A 23,595-nucleotide genomic window follows, 5' to 3' on the forward strand; every position below is an offset into this window, starting at 1 on the left:
GATGAGCAAGCGGATCTATTCGAGGATCGCGGGCACCGGTAGCTATTTGCCGGAAAAAGTCCTGACCAACGCCGACCTGGAAAAAATGGTCGAAACCTCGGATGAGTGGATCCAGTCGCGCACCGGAATTCGTGAACGGCACATCGCGGCCGAAGGCGAAACCACCAGCGACCTTGGCTACAACGCCGCCCTGCGCGCGCTTGAAGCCGCAGGCATCGATGCCTCGCAGCTCGACATGATCGTGGTCGGCACGACCACCCCTGATCTCATTTTCCCGTCCACCGCGTGCCTGATCCAGGCCAAGCTCGGTGTGGCCGGGTGCCCCGCCTTCGACGTCAACGCAGCCTGTTCGGGCTTCGTGTTCGCGCTGGGCGTGGCCGACAAGTTCATCCGTTCCGGCGACTGCAGGCACGTGCTGGTGATCGGCACCGAAACGTTGACCCGCATGGTCGACTGGAACGATCGCACCACCTGCGTGCTGTTCGGTGATGGCGCTGGCGCTGTCGTGCTGAAGGCCGACGAAGAGACCGGCATCCTCAGCACCCACCTGCATGCCGATGGCAGCAAGAAGGAGCTGCTGTGGAACCCGGTCGGCGTTTCGACCGGCTTCAAGGACGGCGCCAACGGTGGTGGCACCATCAACATGAAGGGCAACGACGTGTTCAAGTACGCCGTCAAGGCGCTGGACTCGGTCGTGGACGAGACCCTGGCCGCCAACGGCCTGGACAAGTCCGACCTGGATTGGCTGATCCCGCACCAGGCCAACCTGCGCATCATCGAAGCGACCGCCAAGCGGCTGGACATGTCGATGGACCAGGTCGTGGTGACCGTCGACAAGCACGGCAATACTTCGTCCGGCTCGGTGCCTCTGGCACTGGATGCCGCCGTGCGTTCGGGCAAGGTCGAACGTGGCCAGCTGTTGCTGCTGGAAGCCTTTGGCGGCGGCTTCACCTGGGGTTCGGCCCTGTTGCGCTATTGATAGTGCAAGTTACGACAATGTGAAGCTTTGTCGTTGCGGCCCCTTTGGGGCCGCAACGCGTTTGAGGAGGACCTGTCATGGTTGAGCCCATCGTCATCGAAGGGCAGCGTGCCTGGCTGAAGCAGTACGGCAAGGGAAGCCGAGCATTGGCCCTGGGCCTGCTCAATTTCGTCGCCCGCCGTTTCCATCTCGATGCCCTGCGCCCGCCACCGCATCGCGGCGGCGACGCCGCACGCGCAACCGAAGCCCGCCGCCTGGGGGAACTGCAGGCACAGGGCGTGAACGTGCCTGGCGTACTGGGCACCGGCCATGCCGCGCTGGTGATCGGCGACAACGGCAGCTCGTTCAATACCTGCCTGCGTGAAGCCGATGAGGCCGGTCGCGATCGGCTGGTGATGGCGGCAATGCAGGCCATTGCTGAAGCGCATGCCCGCGGTGCCTATTTCGGGCAGCCGTTGCCGCGCAACCTCACCTGGGACGGCGAGAAGGTCGGTTTCATCGACTTCGAGGAAGATCCGCTGGAAGTGATGGATCTGTCCGAAGCGCAGGCCCGCGACTGGCTGATGTTCGGCTATGGCGTGGCCAAGTACTACGCAGACCGCCCTGAGCGTCTGCAGGGGATGATGGCCGAAGCGATGGGCGACGTTCAGGCGCCGGTGCGCGAGCACGTGCATGCGGTCAGTGGCCGCCTGCGCAGCCTGGCCAGAGTGTGCATGAAGCTGGGCCGTTCGGCGCGCGCGCTGGCCCATTCGATCTTCATCACCCATGGCGCCAGTACTGCAGGCGTTCTGATGCTGCTGGGCCTGTGCGTGGATTTCCTCGCCGACGGCGATCTGGACGTCCTGCAGCTGTTCTGCTGATGGCTGATAGGGGTCAGATCCCTTTTCCTGCGGAAAAGGGATCTGACCCCGTTGCGCTTGCCCGGCCGCCCACCATACGCGTGCATACGCGCACGTACAGACGACACGGCATGTTCCCCCTTATGATGGCCCGCTTCGATTGCAACAAGCGGATGACCGCGTGACCGTATCCACCCTCGCTTTTGTCTTCCCCGGCCAGGGCTCGCAGTCTGTGGGCATGGTGGCCGAGCTGGCCGAACTGCACCCGCAGGTGCGTGAAGCCTTCACCGAGGCATCCGATGGTGCCGGCGTCGACCTGTGGGCGCTGTCCCAGGGTGGCCCGGAGGAAATGCTCAACCGTACCGAATACACCCAGCCGGCCCTGCTGGCCGCCAGCATCGGCGTGTGGCGCGCCTGGAGCGCCGTGGGCGGTCCGCGCCCGTCGGTGCTGGCCGGCCACAGCCTGGGCGAGTACACCGCCCTGGTCGCCGCGGGCGCATTGAGCCTGCATGACGGTGCGCACCTGGTGCGCCTGCGTGGCCAGCTGATGCAGGACGCCGCACCGGCTGGTGTCGGTGCCATGGCCGCCGTGCTCGGCGCCGAGGACCAGTTGGTGCTGGACGTCTGTGCTGAAGCGGCAGGCAGCCAGGTGGTGGTGCCGGCCAACTTCAATTCGCCGGGCCAGATCGTGATCGGTGGCGACGCCGACGCCGTTGACCGTGCGCTGGCGCTGCTGGCCGAAAAGGGCGTGCGCAAGGCGGTCAAGCTGGCCGTGAGCGTGCCCTCGCACACCCCGTTGATGCGCGAAGCCGCCAACCGCCTGGCCGAAGTGATGGCCGGCCTGGCCTGGCAGGCGCCGCAGCTGCCGGTGGTGCAGAACGTCGACGCCAAGGTGCATGACGGCATTGACGCGATCCGTACCGCGCTGGTGCAGCAGCTGTACCAGCCGGTGCAGTGGACCGGATGCGTGCAGGCGCTGGCCGGCCGTGGCGTCACCCAGATCGCCGAGTGCGGCCCGGGCAAGGTGCTGACCGGCCTGGTCAAGCGCATCGACAAGGCCATCGACGGCCGTTCACTGGCCACTCCGGGCGACTTCGAAGCTGCCCGCGAGGCATGGTCGGCCTGATACCCCCTGTTCCTGCCGCCCGTGCCGGTGGCCGCTGCAAGCGGCACGGGTGCGGCGGCCGTCCCAGCCTGAGGAAAACATCATGAGCAAGCCCCTGCAGGGTGAAATCGCACTGGTCACCGGCGCCAGCCGTGGCATTGGTGCCGCCATTGCCGATCTGCTGGCCGCCCAGGGCGCCACCGTCATCGGCACCGCCACCACCGAATCCGGCGCTGCCGCGATCGGTGAGCGCCTGGCCGCCCACGGCGGTCACGGCCGCGCGCTGAACGTCACCGACGCCGCCGCGCTGGACAGCGTGCTCGATGGCATCGCCAAGGAATTCGGCCCGATCTCGATCCTGGTCAACAACGCCGGCATCACCCGCGACAACCTGCTGATGCGCATGAAGGACGAGGACTGGGCGTCGATCATCGACACCAACCTGACCAGTGTGTTCCGCACCAGCAAGGCGGTGATGCGCGGCATGATGAAGGCGCGCAAGGGCCGCATCATCAACATCGCATCGGTGGTGGGCGTGACCGGCAATGCCGGCCAGGCCAACTACGCTGCGGCCAAGGCCGGCATCATCGGCTTCAGCAAGTCGCTGGCCAAGGAAATCGGTTCGCGCGGTGTCACCGTCAATGTTGTCGCACCCGGCTTCATCGACACCGATATGACCAAGGCGTTGCCGGAAGAAGCGCGTACCGCGCTGATCAACGACATCGCCCTCGAACGCCTGGGTTCGCCGGAAGACATCGCCCATGCGGTGGCCTTCCTGGCCGGCCCGGCTGCCGGCTACATCACCGGCGAAACCCTCCATGTGAACGGCGGCATGTACATGCCGTAAGCAAGGGGCGCAGGGATTGCGCCGCAAGTGGTTGATCTGCGAGGGTTTTTGCTGCAATGCAAGGCCGCGTCGGTTTCCACTACACTATCCCACGGCCATCGCCTTTGATGGCGACCACTTTTGAACCACAACTCCATCTGGAGCGAGATCCCATGAGCACCATCGAAGAACGCGTCAAGAAAATCGTCGTCGAACAGCTTGGCGTCAAGGAAGAAGAAGTCACCAACAGCGCATCGTTCGTCGATGACCTGGGCGCTGACTCGCTGGACACCGTTGAGCTGGTGATGGCCCTGGAAGAAGAATTCGAGTGCGAGATCCCGGACGAAGAAGCCGAGAAGATCAGCACCGTGCAGGCCGCCATCGACTACATCAAGGCCCACGTCAAGGCCTGATGTCAGACGGCAGTGCGCGCGCGGGCCACGCTCGCCGCGCACCGCACCCCATGGGGCCGCTGTTGCGGCCCCGTGTGTTTGAGCATCACACCGAAGCAAACCGAGTTGCCCGTTGAAATCATCCGGGCCAGGAGAATCAGCAATGAAGCGTCGCGTCGTCGTAACCGGCCTGGGTATCGTCTCGCCGTTGGGCAATGATCTGGCCAGCAGCTGGGAAGGCATCACCCAGGGTCGTTCGGGCATCGGTCCGCTGACCAACGTTTCTGATGCCTATCTGGATCGGTTCACCACCAAGATTGCAGGTGAGGTCAAGGGATTCGACATCACCGCCGACAATGAACTGTTCGGCAAGTTCCGGGTCAGCGGCAAGGATGCCAAGAAGATGGACCCGTTCATCCATTACGGCCTCGGTGCCTCGTTCATGGCCCTGCATGACTCGGGCCTGGAAATCACCGACGCCAATGCCGATCGCATCGGCGCCATTGTTGGCGCCGGCATCGGCGGCCTGCTCGGCATCGAAGAGCAGACCATCGAGTTCCACGAGGGCAAGAAGATCTCGCCCTTCTACGTGCCCAAGACCATCATCAACATGCTGCCGGGCCAGCTGAGCATCATCACCGGCCTGAAGGGCCCGTCGTTCTCGGCGGTGTCGGCGTGCGCGACCTCGAACCATTCGATCGGTACCGCGATGCGCATGATCCAGTACGGCGATGCCGACGTGATGGTGGTCGGCGGTGCCGAGCGTGGCTCCTCGCCGACCGCGGTGGGCGGATTCTGCGCGATGAAGGCCATGAGCACCCGCAATGACGCTCCGGAACAGGCTTCGCGCCCGTGGGACAAGGACCGCGACGGCTTCGTGCTGGGCGACGGTGCCGGCATCCTGATCCTGGAAGAGTACGAGCATGCCAAGGCGCGCGGCGCGAAGATCTACTGCGAACTGGCCGGCTTCGGCGCCAGCTCCGACGCGTACCACATGACCGCACCGAGCGAGAACGGCGAAGGCGCCGCCCGCTGCATGGTCATGGCCATGAAGGACGCCGGTGTCACCCCGGAACAGGTCGGTTACCTCAACGCGCACGGCACCTCCACGCCGCTGGGCGACCTGGGCGAGACCATGGCGATGAAGACCGCCTTCGGCGACCACGCCTACAAGATGATGGTCAGCTCCACCAAGTCGATGACCGGCCACCTGCTGGGCGCTGCCGGCGGCGTGGAAGCGATCTTCTCGGTGATGGCGCTGCAGGACAACGTCATTCCGCCGACCATCAACCTGCAGCAGCCGGGCGAAGGCTGCGACCTGGACTACGTGCCCAATGAAGCACGCCAGGCCAAGGTCGACGTGGTGATGTCCAATGGCTTCGGTTTTGGCGGCACCAACGGCACGCTGATCTTCAAGCGCGTCTGACCGAGTTGTACAGTCGAGCCATGCTCGACTGAACGTGCGTTACGCACGAGGAGGCCGCCGCAAGGCGGCTTCCGTGCATCTGAACCCCTGAACTGGCTGCCATGACCCACGCACCGCTGATCCACCCGCTGCCGCACCCGATCGATCTGCTGGCCCTGCAGCAGCACGACCCGGCACGCTTCCCGCTGCTGATGGAATCCACCGCCTCGGGCACCGCCCAGGGCCGCTGGAGCCTGCTGCTGGCCGCGCAGGGCGATGGCCTGCGGCTGGATGCCGATGGCCAGGTGCGCGACCAGCACGATGCGGTACACGCCGGCAGCTTCCTGCAGGTGCTGGATCGTGCCTGGCAGCGCGAACGCCTGCCGCATGATGGCAGCCACAGCCTGCCGTTCCGCGGCGGCTGGGCGTTGATGCTCGATTACGAAGTGGCCAGCCAGATCGAACCGGTGCTGCCGGCGCGTGCGCGCGAGGACGGTCGCCCGACCGCGCTGGCGCTGCGCTGTCCGGCCGCGGTGCTGCACGACCACCACAACGAGGCCAGCTTCGTCATCGCCGAAGCCGGCGAGCAGGCGTTGCTGGATGCGCTGGTGGCACTGGCCTCGGCCACGCTGCCCGAAGCCGGGCAGGGCTGGCAGCCGCCGCAGTCGGTGGGCGAGGATGCGCCGCAGCGCTTCACCGACGGCGTGCGCCGGGTGATCGAGTACCTGCGTGCCGGCGACGTGTTCCAGGTGAACCTGTCACGGCGCTGGAGCGCGCAGTTCGCCGCCCCGGTCAGCCCGCAGGCGCTGTACGCGCAGCTGCGCCGCGCCAACCCGGCACCGTTCGCCGGCCTGTTCAGCGCGCACGGCCGCCATGTGGTCAGTTCCTCGCCAGAGCGGCTGGTGTCGGTGCATGCCGGCCATGCGCAGACCCGTCCGATTGCCGGCACGCGTCCGCGGTTTGAAGGCGATGACGATGCCGCGCGCATCCAGGAGCTGGTCGGCCACCCCAAGGAGCGTGCCGAGCATGTGATGCTGATCGACCTGGAACGCAACGACCTGGGGCGCATCTGCCTGCCCGGCACCGTGGTGGTCGATGAGTTGATGACGGTGGAGAGCTACGCGCATGTGCACCATATCGTCAGCAACGTCAGCGGCCACCTGCGCCCGGAGGTCACTCCCGGCGAGGTGATCGCCGCCACGTTCCCCGGTGGCACCATCACCGGCTGCCCCAAGGTGCGCTGCATGCAGATCATCAGCGAGCTGGAGCAGGTGCCGCGCGGCGCCTACACCGGCGCGTTCGGTTGGTTGAACCGCGATGGCGACCTGGACCTGAACATCCTGATCCGCACCGCCGAAGTGGATGGCCACGAGGTGCGCTTCCGCACCGGCGCCGGCATCGTGGTCGACTCGGACCCGGACAAGGAACTGGACGAGACCCGCGCCAAGGCCCGCGGCCTGCTGCGCGCGCTGGGCCAGCAGGGGTAGTGTCGGCCGCTGGCCGGCAACCCCATTCCCCCACGGTGGGTGCCGACCTTGGTCGGCGCGGATGCCTCCATGGCCGTTCATCCACGCATGGCGTGGATCTACTGATGGCCGCGCCGGATGGGGCGCTTGGTGGGTGCCGACCGTTGGTCGGCACGGGGGTGTGTCCCCGGTCATGACCCCAATCCACCGGCACGGTATCCTGCACGACGGAATCGAGTTCAGAGGTAGTCCATGGCGGGAGCCAAGCGCGGGTGTCTGTTCGTGGTAACGCTGGTGGTGGTGCTGGCCGCCGTCGTGGCCGGTGCGGGCGCGTGGTTCTTCTACCAGCAGACCCGGTTCGCCGACGCCCCGATCACCCCGACCGCCGAGAGCATGGTCATCGCCAGCGGCGATGGCATGAACAGCGTGCTGCGCAAGCTGCGCGATGCCGGCGTGGACGAGGGCCAGGACACCCAGTGGCAGCTGTTGGCGCGCCAGCTTGATGCCGCCGGCAAGCTGAAGGTGGGTGAGTACGCGCTCAGCGGCGACCTGACCCCGCGCGAGCTGCTGCTGCGCATGCGCGCCGGCAAGGTGCTGCAGCACCGCGTCACCATCGTGGAGGGTTGGAACATCCGCCAGCTGCGTGCCGCGCTCAAGCGCGCCGAGCCGCTGCTGCACACCACCGACAATCTTGATGACGCCGCGTTGATGCAGCGTCTCGGTTTCGGTGGCCAGCATCCGGAAGGCCGCTTCCTGCCGGAGACCTACGTCTACCAGCGCGGCGACAGCGACCAGGACGTGCTCAAGCGCGCCCATGCCGCGATGGAGAAGGCGCTGGATGAGGCGTGGGAAAGCCGCGCGCCAGACCTGCCGATCAACACGCCCTACGAACTGCTGACGATGGCGTCGATCATCGAGAAGGAAACCGCGTTGGCCAGCGAACGCCCGCAGATTGCCGGCGTGTTCATGCGCCGCCTGAAGATCGGCATGCGCCTGCAGACCGATCCGACCGTGATCTACGGCATCGGCGCTGCGTATGACGGCAACATCCGCCGCCGCGACCTGACCACCGATACGCCCTACAACACCTATACCCGTGCCGGCCTGACCCCGACCCCGATCGCCATGCCCAGCCGCGATGCGCTGATGGCGGCTGCACAGCCGGCACCGGGCGACGCGCTGTACTTCGTCGCCGTGGGCGATGGCAGTGGCGCGCACGTGTTCTCGCCCAGCCTGGACCAGCACAACGCCGCAGTGGCCCGCTACCTGCAGCAGCTGCGCCAGCAACGTACCCAGGAGACCCCGGCGCAATGAGTCCCGCGCTGCTTCGCCACCCGCGTTTCGTCAGCCTGGAAGGCGGCGAGGGCGCGGGCAAGACCACCGCCATCAATGCCATCCGTGACTGCCTGCGCAGCCACGGCCACGAGGTGGTACTGACCCGCGAGCCGGGCGGTACGCCGCTGGCCGAGCGCATCCGCAGCCTGGTGCTGAAGCCCGATGCCGAGATCGCTGCCGAACCGCTCAGCGCCGAAGCCGAGCTTCTGCTGGTGTTCGCTGCACGTGCGCAGCACGTGCGGCAGGTGATCCAGCCGGCACTGCAGCGCGGTGCCTATGTGCTGAGCGATCGCTTCACCGATTCCAGCTATGCCTACCAGGGCGGTGGCCGCGGGCTCGATCCGCAGTGGATTGCCGACCTGGAACGACGCGCGGTGGGCCTGCTGCCGGGCCTGACCCTGCTGCTGGACGTGGACGTGGCAGTGGGCCGCGCACGCGCCAATGGCCGCGACCTGTGGCCGGACCGCATCGAGAGCGAACAGGACGATTTCTTCCAGCGCGTGCGCGAAGTGTTCCGCAGCCGCGCGCAGCAGGACCCGCAGCGCTTTGCGTTGATTGATGCGGGCCAGGAGCAGGCGCGCGTGGCCGCTGATGTGGTCGCGCGTGTCGAACGCTGGCTGCAGGAAGGGGAGGGCGCATGAGTCCCTTTTCACCATGGCAGCAGCGCGCGTTCGACCAGACCGTGGCCGCGCTCGATGCCGGTCGCCTCGGCCATGGCCTGCTGATCTGCGGTCCGGCCGGGCTGGGCAAGCGCGAGGTGGCGTTGGCATTGGCCGACCACGTGCTGGCGCGCGGCGATGCCGCGCATGCCACGCGCACGCGCCAGCTGATCGCTGCCGGTACCCATCCTGACCTGCAGCTGGTCAGCTTCATTCCGAACAAGAGCGGCGACAAGCTGCGCACCGAGATCGTCATCGAGCAGGTGCGCGAGATCACCGACAAGCTGGCGCTGACCCCGCAGTACGGCGTGGCGCAGGTGGTGATCGTCGACCCCGCCGATGCGATCAATCGCTCGGCGGCCAACGCGTTGCTGAAGACGCTGGAAGAGCCGCAGCCCGGGCGCTACCTGTGGCTGATCAGCAGCGATCCGGCGCGCCTGCCGCAGACCATCCGCAGCCGTTGCCAGCGCCTGGAATTCAAGTTGCCGCCGCCGCACGAAGCGCTGGCCTGGCTGCAGCAGCAGGGCCACAGCGAAGCATCGGCGCGCGAAGCGCTGGAGGCTGCGCGCGGCCATCCCGGCCAGGCCGACAACTGGCTGCGCGAAGATGGCCTGAGCCTGCGCCGTGAAGTGGGCCGCGAGCTGGAACAGCTGGCCGCCGGCAAGACCGGTGCGGTGGAGCTGGCGCAGAAATGGTGCGGTGATGACAACGTGGCGCTGCGCCTGCGCTTCGCTGCCGACCTGGCGCTGGCCCAGGCCAGCACCGATGCCTTGACCACGCCGGAACGATTGCACAAGCTTGCAGCCTGGTTCGACGCTGCCAACCGCACCCGCGACCTGCTGCGCACCACGGTGCGCGCAGACCTTGCGGTGGTCGAGTTGCTGCTGGCCTGGAACAAGGTGAACGAGCGGCCTGCCGCAAGGGGAAATCGATGAGTGCCAGCAACGCCCGCCAGGGCATCCTGTCCCTGGCCGTGAAGGACAAAGCCGCGCTGTACAGCGCGTACATGCCGTTCGTGAAGAACGGTGGCATCTTCGTGCCCACGCCCAAGCGCTACTTCCTGGGCGACGAGGTGTTCCTGCTGCTGACCCTGCCCGATTCCAGCGAGCGCCTGCCGGTGGCCGGCAAGGTGATCTGGGTGACCCCGGCCGGGGCGCAGGGCAACCGCACCGCCGGCATCGGCGTGCAGCTGGCCGACGGTGCCGAAGGCGAGGGCGTGCGCCACAAGATCGAGACCCTGCTGGCCGGGCTGACCGGCTCGGACAAGCCGACCCATACGATGTGATTGCGGTTGCGCCGGGCCATGCCCGGCGCGTGTGGGAACGCGCATGAACACGAATGTGAAAAGTGTTGACGGCCTCTGAAAAGCCCCTATAATGAGCGGCTCAGCAACACACCGGGCGGTTAGCTCAGCGGTAGAGCATTGCCTTCACACGGCAAGGGTCACAGGTTCGATCCCTGTACCGCCCACCATGTTGCAGAACGAAAGAAGCCTCCAGCATTGGGGCTTTTTTGTTGCCTGCGATCCAGCAAGATCAGCTGAAAGCGCACACCGTTTCAGCCGTGTCCGTCCAGCAGCGCGCGCGCGATCATCGCCGTGGCATCCAGCAGGTCCTGACCGCTGCCGGCCCGCACCACCACCGCCAGCAGGCTACGGCCCACCTCGGCATTGCCGCTGGTCAGCTCCATCTCGCCTTCAAAGCACAGATCGGCCAACCATTCGTGGGCCTGCTGCAGCCCGCGCTTGCGGACACGGCGGAACTCCGCGAGCAGCTTCGCCTGGCCGGCCTCCTGCTGCCCATCGGCCAGCAGGCCGATGGCACCGCCGTGCGCCGCGCGCCAGAGGGCCGGTAGCGGGCGACCGTTCGCGTCCACCACGTCCGCCGAGAACTGCGCGCAGTACATCTCGTAGCGCTTGCCCACCGTGCTGCTGGGCGCGATGCCGGCCTCGGCCAGCAGGCGTTCGGCTTCATCCAGTTTGCTGAACTTCAAGCGCAGCAGTGCAGGGCGGCTCAGTTGTTGTGCCAGCGCGTGCTGGTTGGCGGCGAACCAGACGTTCCAACCCACGGTTGCGCGGCCTTCCAGTGCGGCCTTGAAGTATTCCAGGTGTTCGGCGTCCATTGCGGTCTCCTGCGCTCCCTGCGCGATTGTAGCGGGCGCACATCCGGGCCGGTCAGGCATCGCCGCTGGAGAGGCAATGATGTGCCTCGCGCACCAGTTGTCGTGCGGCCACGATCAGCCCGTCGGTGTGGAAAGCGCCCAACTGTTCGTCCGGGCCGCCTTCGTTACGCGAGCGGTCGGCGGCCTGCAGCAGATCGAGCACTGCGCTGAGCCCAGACATCGAACGGCGAAGCGAGGCGTGGTTGCTGGCACCGAGGGTGAGGCTGTTGCACGGCAGTCCGTCATCGCCGTCGGCATGGTTGATGGCATTGAGGCAAGTGAAGAACGTGGCCGACTGCGTTGGCAGGTTCTGTTCGTTCAGGGCGGACTCGATCTCGCGTGCGAGGTCATCGGGCACTTCGGCGGCGACGTCGCCGATAAGCGCGTGCAGGCGGGGATGGATGGCGGTGCGGTTGGTCATGGCGAAACCCTCACTGGCGTAGGGCCACCTTCCGGAGTGAAGGTGGCGGACGGTGCGGGTTGGCGTGCCGGGGCAAACACAACGGAGTGAGAAATCACCCGGCGGATCGAGTGATCCCCACGCACCGCCCGCCATTGAGGGCAGTTGGTGCATTCTTGCGGCTACGCACTGCTGCGCAACCTATCCGTTCGGTTTGCTTTTTCGAGACGCCAATCCCGGCCAAGGCATCTTGCCTCGGCGCGGCGATCATCAAGGCGGGCAATCACATCGGTCTGTGAGGAAAGTTCTCAACTGTCCCTAGGCAGGCCAGACGTTTTCGGATGTGTGCCGTCCAACACCCGTGAGTAGTGCGGTCCATCACTGATGGCGCACATCGCCGCCCCTGCCGACCATGCACATGACGACTCCGGAGCGATGCCGCCACGGCAATCGCGTCACCCCGCGCGGCGGAGGCGGGACCATGCCACGCATGGAGCCAGAGGTTTCCATCCCTGTGCTGTTCCACCGCCCCGGGCAGGCGTAGTCTCAGCCCGTTGCCATGCCCATCCACCCTGGAGTGCCACCATGCCGCTCGCCCGCATCGATCTTCGCAAAGGTAAATCCGCCGACTACCTGCAACGCGTCGGCGAAACCATCTACCAGGCCCTGCGCGCGGTGGGCGTGCCGGAGAACGATCGCTTCCAGATCTTCCAGGAACACGCGCCTGGCACGCTGATCTACGACCCCGGCTACCTGGGCGTGGACCGCACCGACGATTTCATCTGCATCCAGATCACCTGGAACGAAGGGCGCACGCTGGAGCAGAAGAAGGCGCTGTACGCGGGCATCGCCGAGGGACTGCACGCGGCGGTGGGCATCCGCCGCGAGGATGTGTTCATCAACCTTGTGGAAGTGAAGAAGGAGAACTGGTCCTTCGGTAATGGCGTGGCGCAGTACGTGAGTTGACGCGCGAAACGCAGCCACGCATGGCGTGGATCTACACCTCGCTGCCGACCTGTTCGCCTTCGCTGGCCGGGGCATTGCTGGCCGCTTTCACTGCGACGGCGCTGTTGGGTTGTTCGCATTCGATGCGGGTGACGTAGCCCTCGCTGCCGATGCTGTGCTCGGCACGCTTGACCAGCCACTGCCCATCCACGCCATCGCGGAAGCCCTGCATCACCACCGTGGCTTCGGCCATCAGTGTCTCGCGGCCGGGCAGGGTGTAGCTGAGCGTCCGCGTCTGCCGTGCCTGTTCGCGATGCTTGGCGCGTGCCGCCGCCTCTGCGCTCTCCCGGTCGGCATAGGCCATGCGCAGGCGCATGATCGGTTCACCGCTGCCCACTTTCACTTCCTGGCGCTTGGCACTGCGCACGTCGCGGTAGTAGGCGATGGTGGTGCCGGCATCGTCGCGGGCGGCGATGGTGACGCGGTAGCTGCTGCCATCGGCCGGCGTAAGGGTCACCTCCGGAATGCGTTCGCCACTGGCCGTGATCGATTCGCCACGTTTGACCATCATCAGCCGACCGCCGCCCGGCTTGGCGATGGCGTCGTGCTGCTTGGCCAAGCGCAGCAGCAGGTTCATGTCCGACTCCTGCGATTGCACCGTCAGCGGCAGCACGATGGATGCCAGCGACGCACTTACCGCAGCGGTCAGGCCGTGTTCGGCGGCCATCCGCTTGACCATGTCGCCAATCGTCGTACCTTTTTTCCATGTGCGCGTTTTCTGCGTCTGCAGATCGTTCTTGCCGCCTTTGCTGGTTTCAAACGGCGCGGCACGTGCGCGCAGGGTCATGCTGCCGGGATAGCCTGAAATCTCCACCTCGTCGCAGACGTACAGGCCCATGCGCCGCACTTCGCCGTCGTAGCCGATGAAGGCCTCCAGCTCCGCGCCCACCGGCGGAAGCTGGATCGGATCGTTCGGATCGTGGTCGGCCAACTGCAGCTCCAACGTGTCCGAGCTGTTGCCGGTCTCGTCGGTGATGCGCAGTGACTTGAAGCGCGACATGATCTTGTCGGTGATGTCCTGGCTGTTGGCCACCACGCGGAACGCAGGTGCGATGTTCAATCCCACAGCGATACTCCCTTGCGTTCCTTGGCGGGGCGCTGCACGTCCGGCAGGACAATCGCCACGCCAGCCGCGAGCACCGGGCCGCGCGCGGCCAGGCCGGGGTTGGCATCGAACACCGCGCGCAGGATCGCCGGCGATTGCTCGCCATAGTGCGCGTAGGCAACGCGGTCGACGACATCGCCATCGCGGGTGTTATACGTTCGTGCCATCGCTGTGCTTCCGGAGAGTGAGTGTGAAGTCCTGCTTCTGGATCTGGCAGTCGACGGTGAATTCGCTGGAGGTGACGTCGATTTTCTCGATGACCCACAGACCCAGGTTGCCGCCCTTGCCGGTCAGCAGGCGCTGCGGCTTTCCCTGGGTGGCCAGCCTGCGCAGTTGCGACATCTCGTTGCCAGCGCCACGGAACAGCGGGTAGACAACGCCTGGCAGTGTCATGGTGGCCGAGCCCGGGCCGGTGTACTGCAGTGCAGGCATCTGCCCGACGCGATCCTGGGCCTGCCAGCGGAAATCGTTGGACTGCTGGATCTGATGGAATGCGGCCGTGTTGAGGCTGAACTTGAAGCCGCCCAGCATCAGCAGCACCGGCGCGTTGCCGGAATCATTGCCCTTGAATTGCGACAGCAGCTTGTCCACTGCGCCGGTTACGAACTCGCGCTTCATGCTTAGTTCCTGTCTCCCAGGGTGGCGCGGGCCTGCACGGCCTGCTGGTGCTGCAGCGCGTTGGCGGTACGCCTTGCCAGCGCCTCGCTGGACTCACCCGGTTGCTGGTGGATGGTGATGTTGTTGGTCTGTTGCTGCTGCACCGTGGTGGGGGTGCGTGCGGTGGTAGAGGAGGGCATCGGCGGTGCCTGGCGTCCCTGCTGCGCGCCTCCCAGGTCTGACATGCGGCGCTTGAGACCGTTGTTGTCATTGGTACCGACCGCATATGCAGCACGCGCCATGTCGCCGATGCCGCCACCGCCGTTGGCTGTCATGGAGCCGTAGACCGCCTTGCCCATGTTTGCGCGGTCCATGGCGATGCCCGCACCTTCGACGGCCTTGTCCTTGAGAAAGCCCAGACCGCCTCCCACTTTCTCCGACACCCAACTGATGCCATCGAGCAACGGCTGCAGCTTGCCCATGATCCAGTCGATGGCCGCGCCTGCCGATGCCATGATCGCGTCCCAGGCGCCGCCCAACGTGACGGTGATCCAGCCGGCGGCGATACCCAGCATGTCACCCAGCCAGGCGATGGTCTGAACCACGCCACCGATCACCTGGATGACCAGACGGAAGTTGGCCAGCAATGCCGTGCCCACCAGCGAGCCGATCTCCGCTACGCGCGAAAGTTCGTTGCCGGTGTACTGCGCGGGAGCCAGCATTCTGGAGAGCCAGTCCCATGCCTGGCCCAGCAGCCCGCCGACCGCTTCCCATGCCGGGCGCAGCGGCTCGACGGCGCGCATCAGTTCGCCCATGGCGGTGGTTCCTGCGCCGCTGAGGCCATCCCAGACGCCGCCGAGGAAGGCCTTGATCGGCTCCCAGTACTTGCGCACCAGCAGGGCGCCGGCGGTGATGGCGGCGATGGCGATGGCGATCGGACCACCGCCGATGGCGCCGACGGCGGTGGCGACCACGCGGAACCCCGATGCCAGGCGCATTGCCGTCGGACCGAACTGCCCCATCTGCGCCAGCAGGCCGCCGCCGCGGAACAGCTCGAAGGCCTTCTGCACCGCCAGGATCGGGCCCTGCAGGAACGTCCACGCATAGCGGACGCCGAGTACCGCAGTGCGCATGCCCATCAGGCCGACCACGACCTGGGTGGTATTGGCGATCAGCTTCGGGTTTTCCTGCACGAACGACGCAACGCCGTTCAGCAGTTCGGTCAGCTTCACCGCCGCCTCACCCACAGCCGGCAGCAGCGCGGCACCGAAGGCCTTGGACAGGTTGTCGACGGCGATCTTCGCGCCTTCGATCTTTTCCGGGTCGGTCTGCAGCTTGGCCGCGAAGCCGCTGTCGGTGGTGCCCGCCGAGCTGTTGAGCGCCTTGTCGCGGATGCGGATGTACTCATCCCAGTTCTGGATCATCGGACGCACGAAGTTCTGCGCCTGTGCATCGCCGAACAGCTTGCCGATCTTCGTCTGGTCACCGGCGGTGGCTTGGATGATCGCCTGCATCGCCGCGTCGAACGGATTGCCACCGCTGCTCTGCGCTTCGCTGATGATCCTGCGCAGGTCCAGCTTGAAGCCTTTCCTGGCACGGGCCTGCAGGTCGGGCGAGAGGATGCTGGCCATGAAGCGCTGCATGTTGCCGGCCGCTTCGTCGGCACCAGCGGCTCCTTGCCGGGCGACATCCAGGGCAGCGCCCATGGTGGCGGCGGCCGCGTTGCCGTGCATCTGCAGCGACTGGAATGCGCTGCCGAGCACCGGGAGTGCACCGGCCATGTCCTTCAGGCCCAGGCCACCGTTCCTGCCTGCCACCACCAGCACATCCAGCGCCGACTGCAGGCCGGCCGGATTGATCTTCAGTGCCTGCTGCAGGCCCGATGCGGCCAACGTGACATCGTCGATGCTCTCGCCGGTAGCGGTGGTGGTGCGGCCGATTGCCCCCAGGCTGGACTGCGCGGTCTGCGCATCCAGTCCGGCGGCGACCAGCTGGCTGACCGCGCGCTGCAGCTCGCCTGCGCCCTGGTGGGTGCGGCTGGATTCGGCAAGGATGGTCTGGCCCAGCGCAGCGACCTGTGCGCGGGTCAGGTTGGCGGCGTTGCCGATGGCCTGGTTCTCGCGCGCGAAGCCGGCGGCATTCTCCACCGGTTTGGCCAGCGTGGTGATGGCGCTGCCGAGCATGCCGCGCGCATCGCCGAACGCCGAACCCAGCTTCTCGCGCTTCTCAAGATTCGCTGTGCGCTTGTCCTCGATCCGCTGCAGCGCTTCCTGGGAAGCGCGCAACGCATCGGCCTCGGCACGCATGCGGGCGAACTGGTTGCTCGACCTGCCCATGACATTGAGCTTGCGCTCGAGCTTGTCGGCTTCATCGCCAAGGCGCTTCAGGCCATCGTTGCTGAAGGACAATGCGTCCTGCAACGACCGGGAAACCGAGCCGCCGATCGTGATCGTTGTCGTTTGAACGTTACTCGCCATGTACCGGCAATCCCTGTATCCACCAGATGAACTTCGACACCCGCAGCGTCATGATCTCGCGCAGGCCCCAGCCGGTGTGGCCGGCCAGGGCGAGCGCTCCCTGCCTGATCTGCGGCAGGGTCAGGTGGTAAAAAGCGCGACGCCGGCCTGCAGGCGGGCGTAGTCGCGCAGCGGCATCCTGCGCACGTCATCCGGTGCGATCTCGCACAGGTTGGCGATCATGCGCACTTCGCGCTGGGCGTCGGTGCCCTTGTCGTCCTGGTAGCGCTCCATATCTTCCACGGTCGGTTCGCGCATGCGCAGCACGGCGGTGTCCACGCCGTTGACCTGGCGCGGGCGGGAGAGGGTGATTTCGGCAAAGCCATCGCGTTCGATGACGGTGTCGGCGGTGGTCTTGGTCTTGCTGGACATGGCTGTGTTCCCGGGTGTGGATGGAGTTGCGGTGGATCCGGGGGCGCTGTGCGCCCCCGTGTACGTCGAGGCGGTGCGGGGATCAGATGCCCAGGGCGCCGCGGATGCCGGCCAGTGCGTCCACGCCGCCCTGGCGGGCGATCATGTTGGTCACGTCGATCTCCTGCACGACCTGCACGCCATGGGTCAGCTTGTAGTAGCTCAGTGCCAGGGAGACCTTGACCGTGCCCTTTTCGCCGACCTTGGTTTCGCCGCGGTCGAGGGTCTTCACCTTGCCGCGCATGTTGTGCACGACCGAAGTGACCGAGCCATCGTCGGCTTCCAGCGCCTCGCGGGCGGTGAAGCCGTACTCCTTGCTCTCGATGACGTGGAACTTGGACATGATCTCCGCGTCATCGGAGGCGAAGGTGACCTCGGCGGTCAGCTTGTCGTGGCCGAGCACGATTTCGGTCGGGGCCAGCATGCCGCCGGCCTGGAAGTCCTCGGTCTTCAGCGACAGCTTGGGGGCGGTGAAGGACACTACGCTGCCAGCAAAACCCTTGCCGTCGACGTAGAAGTTGAAGTTTTTGCGGATCTTGCGCGCCATGCTTAGAAGATCTCCGAGACGTAGTTGTTGTTCATGTGCATGCGGAAGGTCAGCTGCTCACCGGGGTAGGTCGGGGTGAAGTCGAAGTCCCAGTAGAAGCGGCCCTGGGCCACGCTGTCCGCTACGTTCAGCTCCGGGTCGATCCAGCAGTTGCCGCCGAGGATCGCGCCCTGGGTCTTCAGGCCGCGCAGGAAGGCGTTGACACCCTCGCGCACGTCGTCGACGTAGGTCTTGCTGATGCCGCGGTCGACGGCCCACAGATGGGCGGCCTCGAGGCTGTCGGCAATGATGTCGGCAGTGCGCACCACGCACAGGAACTGCCACTTCTGGTCGCTGCTGGCGGTACGGTTGCCCCACAGGCGGAAGCCACCTTCGCGGATGATGGTCGCCACGTTCGCCTGGTTCAGCAGGTTGGCGCGGCTGGTCGCGTCGGACAGGCCGAAGTCGATCGCACGCGCGGTACCGACCACGCCGTTGAGTTCGAGGTTGGACGGCGATGCCCACCAGCCGCGTTCGTTGTCGCTGCGGGCAATGGCACCGGCCACGGCACCGGAGGCGTAGCGGGTGACGATGGCATCACCGGACTGCACCAGCAGCGCCGGGTCGACCACGTAGACACGCTTGGAACCGGTCAGAGCGGTGGTGCTCTTGGCGGCGTCGTCGTTGCTGTTCGGGCCATCCTTGATGATCACCGCGCGCAGCTTGTCGGCGATGCCGAGCAGTTCGGCCACGACCGGGTTGGCGAGCACTGCTTCCGGCTTGGCCGGATCGGTCGGGTGCACATGGGTGAAGCCCGGGGCGACCAGGATGCGCGGTTTGACACCAACAATGGACTTGGCCGCCAGCAGGGCATGCACGCCTTCGTAGGCGCCGGTCTGTGCGTTCACACCGCCCAGCACGTTGGCGATGGTGGCGCTTTCGTTGGCGCCGTTCTCGACCCGGATGACGACGACGACGGCACTGGACTGGTCGAAGATCGCATCGAGTGCGCCCGGAAGGGTGCCGGCTTCCGCACCGGTCTTTGCCGACAGCTTGGCGGCCTGCGATGGCGAGGTCACCAGGACGGGGGTGTTGATGGGGAACGCTTCGGTGTCAGCCAGCGGTGCAGTGCCGACGATGCCGATCACGCTGCTGGAGGCGATGGCAATCGAACGGGCACCGGTATCGATGTTGACGACCTGTACGCCATGGAGAAATTCGGTCATTCGGGGTTTTTCCTTGGTGTGGGTGTGTGCCGGCAGGTGCAGGCGACGGGGACATGTTCGGATAAGGCGCACGTCGCGATAATTGCAGCCGTGGCCTGGTGATCGGTCAGACCCAGCCGGACGCGCTGACGCTGGCGGTGAAGGTCGAGATCTGTTCGTTGCCACCGGCACGACGCAGATGCACATTCACAGCAACAGCGGCACGTTCGTAGCTGGTCGACGCCGCGGGTACGCTGATGGAGACACTCGCTGATCGGGACGTTGCCAGGGAGACGAATGACGGCGCGCTGGTGCCAAAGCTGGCAGCACCGGGGTTGCCGGCACTGAACCGCACGTCGTACTCGGATGGATTCGCACCCGCCGGAAGCCAGCGGCCGGAGGCAACGACGGTGTTGCTGCTGTTGCCTCCGCCGTTGACGCTGCGCCGGATGCTGTAATTGCCATCGGACAGCATGTCGATCGAAATGGACGCCGACGCCGACCCGGAAGAATTGGTCTTGGCACCATTGCTTGCCGAGAAGGCCTGTCCGTGGAAGGGCAGGCGATAGGTGGCCGAACCTCTGGCCGCCCACAGGTTTGATACATCCATTCCACCGACACGATAGCCAACATCCGCCCGCTTGCTGCCGTACTGGATATGGGCGTAGCGGCGGCTCAGGTCGGTGCCGCCGACACGGCGTCCCGAGTCCTGGGCCATTGGGCCTTCCACGTACGGATCGAACAGGTCGTCGAAGTCGATCCCGGATGAGCGATAGCCGCTGGCCATGTCAGCGCTCCGCCTTCAGGGCACGAATTTCGGCCGCCAGCTCCTGGATGGCCTTGGCCATGACCGGCAGCAGCTGGTCGAGTTTGACGGACGCGACACGCTCGCCCTGGAACTCGACGCCCTCCAGGTCGACCGCTTCCGGCACCAGCTCGGCCAGCTGCTCGGCGACGAAGAACAGGCGACGGCGACCGTCGTCGTTGTATCCGGGCTTGTAGTGGCCGGCTGCCAGTTCCATGCGCTCGACGGCAGCCAGACCGTAGAGCACGGGGCCGTCGATAGCCTTCAGTTTGCGCGAGGAACCGACATCAAAGCCGCCACCAGCGGTGCAGCTGCCCTTGATTGTGGTGTTGCCCCAGGTCTTATTGATTTGGAACAACCATTGGTTGAGACCTTCCTGCCACCAGCCAATGTTGCCGGATGACTGATTGACTACCAGTCGAATCGTCTCGGTGCCCGGCCACTCGTAGCGAATCTGGTTGTCGATGCCTTGCAGGATCAAGCCGCCAGGAAGTTCCAGGAAAGCATCATCCCGCAAACGCATCGTCCGCCGATGGTTCGTGCCTACGCTGGAGTAGAAGACGTGGCCGCCAGTGCCGCCACCTTTGAAATTGTAGTATTCCGAGCAGCCGTAGCCGTTCTCGCCACCATTCTGGTTCCAGGCAATGCGAGTGCCATCCGCATTGTGCGGAATATGCAGGCTGGTCGGGCGGAACTCGCCAGAGCCATTCATGGCAGCGCAGATGGCGCCGGTCTTGTTGGCCCATGTGAACGCATCGGCCCGCAAACGCATATGCGCGTCCGGGTTCTGCGAGTTGTTCAGGCGGGCATCCATGTAGACCACATCCGGTCCTGTGCCGATCCAGCCGTTGGCGTTGCTGCCGTTCTTCAACCAAAGTTCGGTCGTCGTCAGAGAGCCGGACATCACGTCGCCACCCTTGTTCACCTTCGCCGCCGGGTCGAAGTTGCCGCTCGTCCAGATCGAGCCACCTGCATTCAACGTGGCGGTGTAACCACCCGCAGAATTGGCGAAGGTGAAGTTCGGGCCGTTCTTGAACAGGTACGAGCTCGCGTCGCCCAGGACCAGCACGCCATCGCTGGCGGTACCGTTCCAGCCATACGAGCGCAGCGAGTTTCCGTTCACTGCGACGTGGCCGGTGAACGTACCCCCGGTCTTGTCCATTTTGGTGTCCGGCGCAAAGTTGCCTGCATGCCACATCGCAGCGCCGTTCCAGCGCGGGGTATCGCCGTGCTTGATGATCAACTCACCGTTCGCAGTGCGGTCGGTGTTGTAGACGCGCCAGATGCCGGTGTTGGCCCATCCACCGATAAACGACTGTTCCGCGCCGGCCGAGCCGAAGCCAACCAGGGGCGCGCTACCACCCACGAACTGCTGATCAGTGAAACTATTGGTTCCCTTGACCGCCTTGGCATCCAGCAGTCCCTGCAGTCCGTTCACATCAGCAATCGCGTGCTTGTGGCCCACCGTGGCGAAGTCACCGGCCAGGGCGAACTCGGAGGCATGCTTGCCGTCCAGGGTGTCGGCATCCAGGCCATTGCCATGGCCGGTATCCTTCAGTGCGGCGCCCTTCAGTTCCAGGGCTGCGCGGGCTGCTGTCGTGCTGGACGCAGCCAGCAGCGTCTTCGCCAGTGGGGTTGGGGCAGTGCTGCCGAAGCGCTTGTCGGTGAACGCACGCAGCCCACGCGGAGTGACTGCACGCTGGGTGTCCGCTGCGTCTTCCGCCTCGGTCGTGGTGGCGAGCTCGACCACACCCACGATATCGGTGGTCGCGGGCGGATAGATGAAGCCGGCGTCACCGAACTGGATCAGCGTGGTGTCCACCTCGGTGAAGCGGGTATCGGTGGCCAGCAGCAGCATCGAGGCGGCCGACTTCTCCATGATCGGATCGGCCTGGCCGTAGGTGGCGAACAACGTGCCGTCGGCCAGGTACATGCCGAATCCGCGCAGGGCGTAGGCCGTCGCGCTGTCGTCGCGGATCGTGACGTGCACGGTGTCATCGCCCACCGCTTGTCCGCCGAAGCTGGCGACGCGCTTGATTTCGCCCGGCAGCGCGGTGAGCCCGGCCGAGGGCGTAAAGGCAGTGGAGGTCAGGCCGATCTGGGTCACCAGAACGGCATTGGTGCCGGTGTTCGGCGTATTGACCAGCTTGGCGAAGCCAGCGTCGGTGATTTTCAAGCGCATGCGGGGATTACTCTCCGATCAGTTGGATGCGGCGGAAGGCCGTGGCGTGGGCACCTGCAAGTACGCCGACAGCTGCGTCGGCCTGCATGCCCTGGGTGAAGGTGAAGTGGGATCGCACAGGTTTGGTCCGGCGGATTTCATCGATGACGTCCTCGACGAACATGGCCGTTGCGGCCTGGCCGCCCTGGTTGGCGATGGTCATCACGGCTTCGAAGGTGTGTGGCGGACCCTTGGGCTGAAGCTGCCACCATTCACGGATCAGCACCGAACCACCGAAGGCTGCGACGACATCGCGCACGCTGCCGGCCGTGCCCTTGCGGCGCTGGATGGCGATGGCGGTGCGTACGCGCGCGCGCTTCACGGGCTCGGGCCAGTACGCCTTCCATTCGTCCACGGACAAGGCCCAGGCCAGCCATGGCAGCAAGGTGGCTGGACAGCGGTCGGCGTCCCAGAGTGCGGTGATGTCCACCGGCAGCGGACGGGCGACGATGGCGCAGGCCAGTCCACGTTCGGCGCGGGTGGCGTTGGGGGGAAGCAGGTTTGCGCCACGTGGGACCACGATCTGCGCGTCGCCTTCGATCCGGGTGCCGGGTGCCGGGGCGGCCGGCAGGGTGACCGTTGCGCCGCTGATGGCAACTTCGCGCAACCGCTGCCGCCCTTGCTCGTCGGTGAGGTAGACCGTCTGCAAGGTCGCCAGTGCACCACCCGGGTGACGGAAGATGCGGTTGCGCCCATCGATGGCACCGCGAAGACGCGCGCCGATCAGGCGTGTGATGTCGTCACTCATCATTGCCGCCATGGGTCAGCGTGATGCGGGTGCAATACGTGGCCTGGGTGCGATCGACCACGATGTCTTTTGCCGGGCTGGCGATCTCCACGCGTTGCACACCCTCGGCGTGAAGTGCGGCGAACAATCCCGAACGGGTGACGTCACGGCCCAGCCGATGCGATTCGCTGATGTAGCGGTCCAGGCGGGTGCGTGCTTCGGCCAGCACCACCTGCGAGTCCGGGCCGGCGAAGGTGAACAGTGCGGCGTCGACCGTGTAGTTGACGATGGCTGCCGGTTTCACCAGCACGTGATCGGTCAGCGGACGCACATCATCCGCACTCAGCTTCGCCTCGACGATGTCGAGCAGGCCCTGGGTGGCTGTTCCATCCGTCTCACGCGACAGCACCGAGACCACGACCTCGCCCGGCGTAGGGCTGGTGGCGCTTGCGTCGAGTACTCGCGGGTCGGCGCTCAGTGCATGGAACACATAGGCACCTTCCGGCCCAGCCACGCTGAAGCCTTCCGGCCCGAGTTGGATGCGCCGGCGGAAATCTTCATCGCTCTCGTAGCGCGGTGGAACGCCCTCCTGAGGCTTGCCCGGGTCCAGCACCTGGCGGGCGACACCGAAGATCGCAGCGAGATGGTCCAGATCGCTGCCGACCGCGTAGGCCAGCATCACGCCCCGCGCAGCGTCGTTGACGCGCTGGCGATCGAGCAGGCGCAGGTACGTGCAGACCTCCAGGATCTTGAACGCCGGGTCCGACGGCAGGAGCGCGTCGAAAGTGGGATCCAGCGCCTGCAATGCGGTCAGGGACTCATCGAACATGGCTTCGAAATCGAGCACTTCGATGACCGCCGGAGCAGGCAACTGGGATAGATTGACACTGGTGAACGAGCCGGATGCCACG

The 23,595-nt window shown here is 65.8% G+C and carries 25 protein-coding genes and 1 tRNA gene; 13 read left to right on the top strand and 13 right to left on the bottom strand.

Going from position 1 to position 23,595, the window contains the following annotated elements; genetic code table 11:
• Window position 1: 1 nt before the first annotated feature.
• From ACYKG1_RS04845 to ACYKG1_RS04900, 12 genes are all read left to right on the top strand, one after another.
• The gene (locus ACYKG1_RS04845; RefSeq protein WP_100471458.1) at window positions 2-979 is read left to right on the top strand and encodes a beta-ketoacyl-ACP synthase III; all 978 of its coding nucleotides are present in this window, start codon (window positions 2-4) and stop codon (window positions 977-979) included.
• Window positions 980-1,056: 77 nt separating this feature from the next.
• Window positions 1,057-1,839 (top strand): BUD32 family EKC/KEOPS complex subunit, encoded by a 783-nt coding sequence (locus tag ACYKG1_RS04850; RefSeq protein ID WP_100471459.1) that lies wholly within the window; start codon window positions 1,057-1,059, stop codon window positions 1,837-1,839.
• Between the two features lie 160 nt (window positions 1,840-1,999).
• On the top strand, window positions 2,000-2,944 hold the full coding sequence (gene fabD, locus ACYKG1_RS04855) for an ACP S-malonyltransferase (RefSeq protein WP_100471460.1): 945 nt from the start codon (window positions 2,000-2,002) through the stop codon (window positions 2,942-2,944).
• An 82-nt stretch (window positions 2,945-3,026) separates the two neighbouring features.
• Window positions 3,027-3,770, top strand: coding sequence for a 3-oxoacyl-ACP reductase FabG (gene fabG, locus ACYKG1_RS04860; protein ID WP_004146899.1), 744 nt, complete (start codon window positions 3,027-3,029; stop codon window positions 3,768-3,770).
• Window positions 3,771-3,922: 152 nt separating this feature from the next.
• Window positions 3,923-4,162, top strand: a complete 240-nt coding sequence (gene acpP, locus ACYKG1_RS04865; protein WP_005415509.1) for an acyl carrier protein — start codon at window positions 3,923-3,925, stop codon at window positions 4,160-4,162.
• Window positions 4,163-4,304: 142 nt separating this feature from the next.
• Window positions 4,305-5,567, top strand: coding sequence for a beta-ketoacyl-ACP synthase II (gene fabF, locus ACYKG1_RS04870; protein WP_100471462.1), 1,263 nt, complete (start codon window positions 4,305-4,307; stop codon window positions 5,565-5,567).
• A gap of 101 nt (window positions 5,568-5,668) precedes the next feature.
• Window positions 5,669-7,033 (top strand): aminodeoxychorismate synthase component I, encoded by a 1,365-nt coding sequence (locus tag ACYKG1_RS04875; RefSeq protein WP_100471463.1) that lies wholly within the window; start codon window positions 5,669-5,671, stop codon window positions 7,031-7,033.
• Between the two features lie 231 nt (window positions 7,034-7,264).
• Window positions 7,265-8,326, top strand: a complete 1,062-nt coding sequence (gene mltG, locus ACYKG1_RS04880) for an endolytic transglycosylase MltG (protein ID WP_478471958.1) — start codon at window positions 7,265-7,267, stop codon at window positions 8,324-8,326.
• Entirely contained in the window at window positions 8,323-8,988 is a 666-nt protein-coding gene (gene tmk, locus ACYKG1_RS04885; protein WP_478471960.1) for a dTMP kinase, read from the top strand. The genes mltG and tmk overlap by 4 nt, the downstream gene beginning before the upstream one ends.
• Window positions 8,985-9,941, top strand: a complete 957-nt coding sequence (locus ACYKG1_RS04890; RefSeq protein WP_478471962.1) for a DNA polymerase III subunit delta' — start codon at window positions 8,985-8,987, stop codon at window positions 9,939-9,941. The genes tmk and ACYKG1_RS04890 overlap by 4 nt, the downstream gene beginning before the upstream one ends.
• A complete protein-coding gene (locus ACYKG1_RS04895; protein ID WP_005412452.1) occupies window positions 9,938-10,291 on the top strand; it encodes a PilZ domain-containing protein in 354 nt (117 codons plus the stop codon). The genes ACYKG1_RS04890 and ACYKG1_RS04895 overlap by 4 nt, the downstream gene beginning before the upstream one ends.
• A 113-nt stretch (window positions 10,292-10,404) precedes the next feature.
• Window positions 10,405-10,479, top strand: a tRNA-Val gene (locus tag ACYKG1_RS04900).
• 84 nt (window positions 10,480-10,563) lie between these two features.
• On the opposite strand, the gene ACYKG1_RS04905 is transcribed toward ACYKG1_RS04900, so the two are convergent.
• Both ACYKG1_RS04905 and ACYKG1_RS04910 read right to left on the bottom strand, forming a co-directional pair.
• Window positions 10,564-11,127: a hypothetical protein gene (locus ACYKG1_RS04905; protein ID WP_262083190.1), complete on the bottom strand. Its 564-nt coding sequence runs from the start codon at window positions 11,125-11,127 to the stop codon at window positions 10,564-10,566.
• A gap of 52 nt (window positions 11,128-11,179) precedes the next feature.
• Window positions 11,180-11,587 carry a hypothetical protein gene (locus ACYKG1_RS04910; protein ID WP_100471468.1) on the bottom strand — a complete coding sequence of 136 codons (408 nt, stop codon included), beginning with the start codon at window positions 11,585-11,587 and terminating at the stop codon, window positions 11,180-11,182.
• 564 nt (window positions 11,588-12,151) lie between these two features.
• Here ACYKG1_RS04910 and ACYKG1_RS04915 point away from each other — a divergent pair.
• On the top strand, window positions 12,152-12,532 hold the full coding sequence (locus ACYKG1_RS04915) for a tautomerase family protein (protein ID WP_262083192.1): 381 nt from the start codon (window positions 12,152-12,154) through the stop codon (window positions 12,530-12,532).
• Window positions 12,533-12,563: 31 nt separating this feature from the next.
• Here the strand turns inward: ACYKG1_RS04915 and ACYKG1_RS04920 are convergent, their stop codons facing one another.
• The 11 genes from ACYKG1_RS04920 to ACYKG1_RS04970 form a co-directional block, all read right to left on the bottom strand.
• Window positions 12,564-13,637, bottom strand: coding sequence for a phage late control D family protein (locus tag ACYKG1_RS04920; RefSeq protein WP_478471965.1), 1,074 nt, complete (start codon window positions 13,635-13,637; stop codon window positions 12,564-12,566).
• Complete coding sequence (locus ACYKG1_RS04925; RefSeq protein WP_478471966.1) at window positions 13,628-13,843, bottom strand: tail protein X; 216 nt, start codon at window positions 13,841-13,843, stop codon at window positions 13,628-13,630. Before ACYKG1_RS04925 ends, ACYKG1_RS04920 begins: the two co-directional genes overlap by 10 nt.
• A complete protein-coding gene (locus ACYKG1_RS04930) occupies window positions 13,827-14,294 on the bottom strand; it encodes a phage tail protein (protein WP_478471968.1) in 468 nt (155 codons plus the stop codon). The genes ACYKG1_RS04925 and ACYKG1_RS04930 overlap by 17 nt, the downstream gene beginning before the upstream one ends.
• Before the next feature lie 2 nt (window positions 14,295-14,296).
• Window positions 14,297-16,681, bottom strand: coding sequence for a phage tail tape measure protein (locus tag ACYKG1_RS04935; RefSeq protein WP_478471970.1), 2,385 nt, complete (start codon window positions 16,679-16,681; stop codon window positions 14,297-14,299).
• Between the two features lie 189 nt (window positions 16,682-16,870).
• Entirely contained in the window at window positions 16,871-17,161 is a 291-nt protein-coding gene (locus ACYKG1_RS04940; protein ID WP_478471971.1) for a phage tail assembly protein, read from the bottom strand.
• Window positions 17,162-17,243: 82 nt separating this feature from the next.
• Window positions 17,244-17,747 (bottom strand): phage major tail tube protein, encoded by a 504-nt coding sequence (locus tag ACYKG1_RS04945; protein WP_262083197.1) that lies wholly within the window; start codon window positions 17,745-17,747, stop codon window positions 17,244-17,246.
• 2 nt (window positions 17,748-17,749) lie between these two features.
• The gene (locus ACYKG1_RS04950; protein ID WP_478471972.1) at window positions 17,750-18,952 is read right to left on the bottom strand and encodes a phage tail sheath C-terminal domain-containing protein; all 1,203 of its coding nucleotides are present in this window, start codon (window positions 18,950-18,952) and stop codon (window positions 17,750-17,752) included.
• A gap of 106 nt (window positions 18,953-19,058) precedes the next feature.
• Window positions 19,059-19,718, bottom strand: a complete 660-nt coding sequence (locus ACYKG1_RS04955) for a hypothetical protein (RefSeq protein ID WP_262083199.1) — start codon at window positions 19,716-19,718, stop codon at window positions 19,059-19,061.
• 1 nt (window position 19,719) lies between these two features.
• The gene (locus tag ACYKG1_RS04960) at window positions 19,720-21,918 is read right to left on the bottom strand and encodes a tail fiber domain-containing protein (RefSeq protein ID WP_478471973.1); all 2,199 of its coding nucleotides are present in this window, start codon (window positions 21,916-21,918) and stop codon (window positions 19,720-19,722) included.
• Between the two features lie 7 nt (window positions 21,919-21,925).
• Window positions 21,926-22,477, bottom strand: coding sequence for a phage tail protein I (locus tag ACYKG1_RS04965; RefSeq protein WP_262083250.1), 552 nt, complete (start codon window positions 22,475-22,477; stop codon window positions 21,926-21,928).
• Between the two features lie 220 nt (window positions 22,478-22,697).
• Complete coding sequence (locus tag ACYKG1_RS04970) at window positions 22,698-23,594, bottom strand: baseplate assembly protein (protein WP_262083201.1); 897 nt, start codon at window positions 23,592-23,594, stop codon at window positions 22,698-22,700.
• Window position 23,595 lies beyond the last annotated feature (1 nt).

Source organism: Stenotrophomonas sp. 85239_Sma, from assembly GCF_056481725.1.